The following is a 3,873-nucleotide window of genomic DNA, read 5'->3' as shown; positions in this document are numbered from 1 at the left end:
GTAACAGAGGAAGTGCCAGCCAGTGTCTTACAACATCATTCAGATGTGACTCTTATCTTGGATGAGGCAGCCGCTGCGAAATTGTAATACTATCTTGTCGAAAAATAATCCCACGAAACTCAGGTTGAGGCATTTGGCACTCAGCCTTTTTCTTCTGTGAAAATGTGCTTCCAAACAAATCAATTGCCTAGTTCTCTTTGATAGCGCTATAATAATTAAGTTGACTTTGACTATCAAACAACAAATATAGATATTTCATAAAGAAAGAGGACATACAATGGCAAAACCTATTCGAGTATTGCTTTATTATAAATACCTTCCAATCGAAAATGCTGAGCAATTTGCGGCTGATCACTTGGCTTTCTGTAAGTCAATCGGCCTCAAAGGACGTATCCTAGTCGCTGACGAGGGAATCAATGGAACGGTTTCTGGTGACTATGAAACCACTCAAAAATACATGGACTACGTTCACAGCCTTCCAGGGATGGAGGACCTTTGGTTCAAGATTGATGAGGAAGAGGAGCAAGCCTTTAAGAAGATGTTTGTTCGCTACAAGAAGGAAATCGTTCACCTTGGTTTAGAGGATGATAACTTTGACAACGACATCAATCCACTTGAAACTACTGGTGCTTACTTGTCACCAAAAGAGTTTAAAGACGCCCTTTTAGATGAGGACACTGTTGTCCTTGATACACGTAACGACTATGAGTATGACCTTGGTCACTTCCGTGGAGCCATTCGTCCAGATATTCGAAACTTCCGTGAATTACCACAATGGGTTCGCGACCATAAGGAAGAGTTCATGGACAAGCGCGTGGTTGTGTACTGTACTGGTGGTGTCCGCTGTGAGAAATTCTCAGGTTGGATGGTCCGTGAAGGCTACAAAGATGTTGGCCAATTGCACGGTGGTATTGCAACTTACGGAAAGGATCCAGAGGTTCAAGGGGAGCTTTGGGATGGTAAGATGTATGTCTTTGACGAGCGTATTGCCGTTGACATTAACCATGTAGATCCTGTCGTTGTCGGTAAGGATTGGTTCGATGGCACGCCATGCGAACGCTATGTCAACTGCGGTAACCCATTCTGTAACCGTCGTATCCTTGCTTCAGAGGAAAATGAAGATAAATACCTCCGTGGCTGCTCACATGAATGTCGTGTCCATCCACGTAACCGTTATGTCTCTGAAAATGGTTTGAGCCAAGAGGAAGTTGTCGAACGCCTTGCGGCTATTGGTGAGAGCTTGGATGTAACACCAGCCTAAGTTTAAAGAGTGAAGAAGCTGAGAGAAATCTCGGCTTTTTCAAGCTTCTTATTTGTAATCATTCTAAATAACTGTTATAGTAATATTTAGAATGATTCTAAATAAGGAGTAATAAATTTGGAAGATAAGAATTTTGCAGAACGTTTAAATATTTTGAGAGCTGGTGTCTTGGGTGCCAATGATGGTATCATTTCCATTGCGGGAGTGGTTATCGGTGTGGCCAGTGCGACATCAAACATTTGGTTTATCTTGATTTCAGCCTTGTCAGCGATTTTTGCCGGTGCCTTTTCAATGGCAGGTGGCGAATATGTCAGTGTGTCAACGCAAAAAGATACCGAAGAAGCTGCCATCGCTAAGGAACAGGCTCTCTTGGATCGTTCACCTGATGCAGCTAGAGAGAGTTTGTATCAAACCTTCCTCAGTCAGGGGGATTGCGAAACAGCAGCAGAAGTCAAGGTCAATCAAGCCTTTAGTAAAAATCCTATCAAGGTCTTGGTTGAAGAAAAATATGGCGTTGATTTAGAAGAAATCACAAATCCATGGCATGCTGCCGTATCTAGTTTCTTTGCTTTTTCAGTGGGTTCTTTGCCACCAACATTAGCTATCCTGCTTTTCCCTGAGCCTTATCGTATCCCTGTAACGGTGGTTGTGGTTGCACTTACCTTGCTCTTGACTGGTTATGTTAGTGCCAAGCTTGGAAAAGCACCTGTTAAACAGGCGATGTTGCGTAACTTGACAGTAGGTCTCTTGACCATGCTCGTGACCTTTGCAGTAGGTCATATCTTCCCTGTGAATGTGTAATGGTTAACAAGATGATAAGTCTACCTTTTGTAGGTAGGCTTTTTTAGTCTACTAGACCAGACTTATCCATGGTACAATAGGCCTATGCGTTTAGATAAATTATTAGGACAGGCGGGCTATGGTTCTCGCAATCAGGTCAAGAAGCTCATTCGCAGTCGGCAAGTCTATGTGGATGGTGTCTTGGCGGATAGAGATAATCTTAATGTGGATGCTAGTCTCCAGACCATAACGGTTTCTGGAAAGGAACTGGAACATGCGCCAGAAGTTTACTATCTCATGAATAAGCCATCAGGAGTGGTATCAGCTCGAAGAGACAAGGAACACCAAACGGTCATTGATTTGATTAAGCCCGAGGATCAGCGAGAAGGGCTTTATCCTGTGGGGCGTTTGGATAGGGATACAGAAGGTCTGGTGCTGATTACCAACAATGGACCCTTGGGCTTTGCCCTGCTTCACCCACGTTATCATGTGGCTAAGAGGTATTATGTTGAGGTCAATGATGTTCTTGGGCCTGAGGCACCTGCATTTTTTGAGTCAGGTGTTGTCTTTGAGGATGGTACTGTTTGTAAACCGGCTCATCTGAAAATTCTGAGTTCAGCTAGTGACAAGAGTTGTGCTCATATCACGATTTCAGAAGGAAAGTTTCATCAAGTGAAAAAGATGTTTTTAGCTTATGGGGTCAAGGTGACCTACCTCAAACGTATTTCCTTTGGAGATTTTGTCTTGGACGAAAAGTTACCAAGGGGAAGCTATCGTCCATTGACCGAGGAGGAAAAGAGCATCTTAAAGAGGTATTTAAACTGAGCCATTTTAGTTTTTGGTTATTTAGGTTATGTTACGGTGGAAGTGCTAACTATAAGTAATAGTTATGGCATCCCATAAGTAATTTTAACTATTCATTTGGTCAATACAGTGGTATGATAGAAGTAATTTAATCGGCAAGCTTAGTTAGTGCAATTTCATGTACTGTTTTAGGACAGTGAAAGAGGGAGGTCTATTATGACAGATGTATTTTACGAGGATTTAGCAAAGACACGTCAGCAAATTCATCAACATCCAGAAGTTTCTGAAGATGAACACGAGACAACCATTTTTTTGAAAGGGTATTTGAGAAAATTAGGTATTGAACCTTTAAATTATCCTTTAAAGACAGGACTGATTGCTGAAATTGGGTCAGGCCACCCGATTATTGCTTTACGTGCTGATATCGATGCGCTTCCAATTCAGGAAAATACTGGACTTTCTTATGCCAGTGAAAATGGAGCCATGCACGCATGTGGTCATGATTTTCACCAAACCTCTCTCCTTGGAGCAGCACAGATTTTAAAAGAAAGAGAAGCGGAGCTGAAAGGGACAGTTCGCTTGATTTTCCAACCAGCTGAGGAAAATTTCCAAGGGGCCTACCAGATTATTGAAGCGGGTGGTATTGACGGTGTGTCAGCTATCATCGGTTACCACAACAATCCTCACTTGAAACCTGGACAGATTGGTCTTCGTTCAGGTGCGATTATGGCAGGTGTGGAGCAGTTTAGGGTTGACGTCAAGGGTGTTTCTTCGCATGCGGCTCGCCCTGATTTGGGTGTGGATACGGTTTTGGTTACTACGACCATCATTAACAACTTGCAGCAAATCGTAGCTCGAACGATTTCACCTTTTGACTCAGCTGTTTTGTCAGTCACTCATATCGAAGTTGGCAATACTTGGAATGTTCTGCCAGCATCAGGCTTTTTTGAGGGAACAATTCGTACTTTTGATCCTAAGATTCGTGAGGATGTCATTGCTCGTTTTGAAAAGGTCGTTCAAGTCAACAG

At 42.8% G+C, this 3,873-nt stretch carries 4 protein-coding genes and 1 pseudogene; all 5 read left to right on the top strand.

Features of this window, described 5'->3' with window-relative positions:
* Positions 1 to 87, top strand: a pseudogene (locus tag HSISS2_RS10910) (glucosamine-6-phosphate deaminase); the annotation flags it as partial.
* Between the two features lie 190 nt (positions 88 to 277).
* Complete coding sequence (locus HSISS2_RS05740) at positions 278 to 1,261, top strand: rhodanese-related sulfurtransferase (RefSeq protein WP_021145827.1); 984 nt, start codon at positions 278 to 280, stop codon at positions 1,259 to 1,261.
* A 117-nt stretch (positions 1,262 to 1,378) separates the two neighbouring features.
* Positions 1,379 to 2,062, top strand: coding sequence for a VIT family protein (locus tag HSISS2_RS05735; RefSeq protein ID WP_008534034.1), 684 nt, complete (start codon positions 1,379 to 1,381; stop codon positions 2,060 to 2,062).
* 84 nt (positions 2,063 to 2,146) lie between these two features.
* The gene (locus tag HSISS2_RS05730) at positions 2,147 to 2,866 is read left to right on the top strand and encodes a 16S rRNA pseudouridine(516) synthase (RefSeq protein WP_008534035.1); all 720 of its coding nucleotides are present in this window, start codon (positions 2,147 to 2,149) and stop codon (positions 2,864 to 2,866) included.
* A gap of 195 nt (positions 2,867 to 3,061) precedes the next feature.
* The coding region (locus HSISS2_RS05725; RefSeq protein WP_134981498.1) for an amidohydrolase at positions 3,062 to 3,873 on the top strand (812 nt) is incomplete at its 3' end.

The organism is Streptococcus sp. HSISS2 (assembly GCF_000448665.1).
In the GTDB taxonomy this organism is placed as follows: domain Bacteria; phylum Bacillota; class Bacilli; order Lactobacillales; family Streptococcaceae; genus Streptococcus; species Streptococcus raffinosi.
The sequence above is the reverse complement of the archived record's forward strand: the minus strand, read 5'-3'. Positions and strand labels throughout refer to the sequence as shown.

Bases quoted from the DNA above. Each gene is read 5' to 3' on its own strand.
- HSISS2_RS05730 (WP_008534035.1), top strand. From the start codon at position 2,147: ATGCGTTTAGATAAATTATTAGGACAGGCGGGCTATGGTTCTCGCAAT.
- HSISS2_RS05740 (WP_021145827.1), top strand. From the start codon at position 278: ATGGCAAAACCTATTCGAGTATTGCTTTATTATAAATACCTTCCAATC.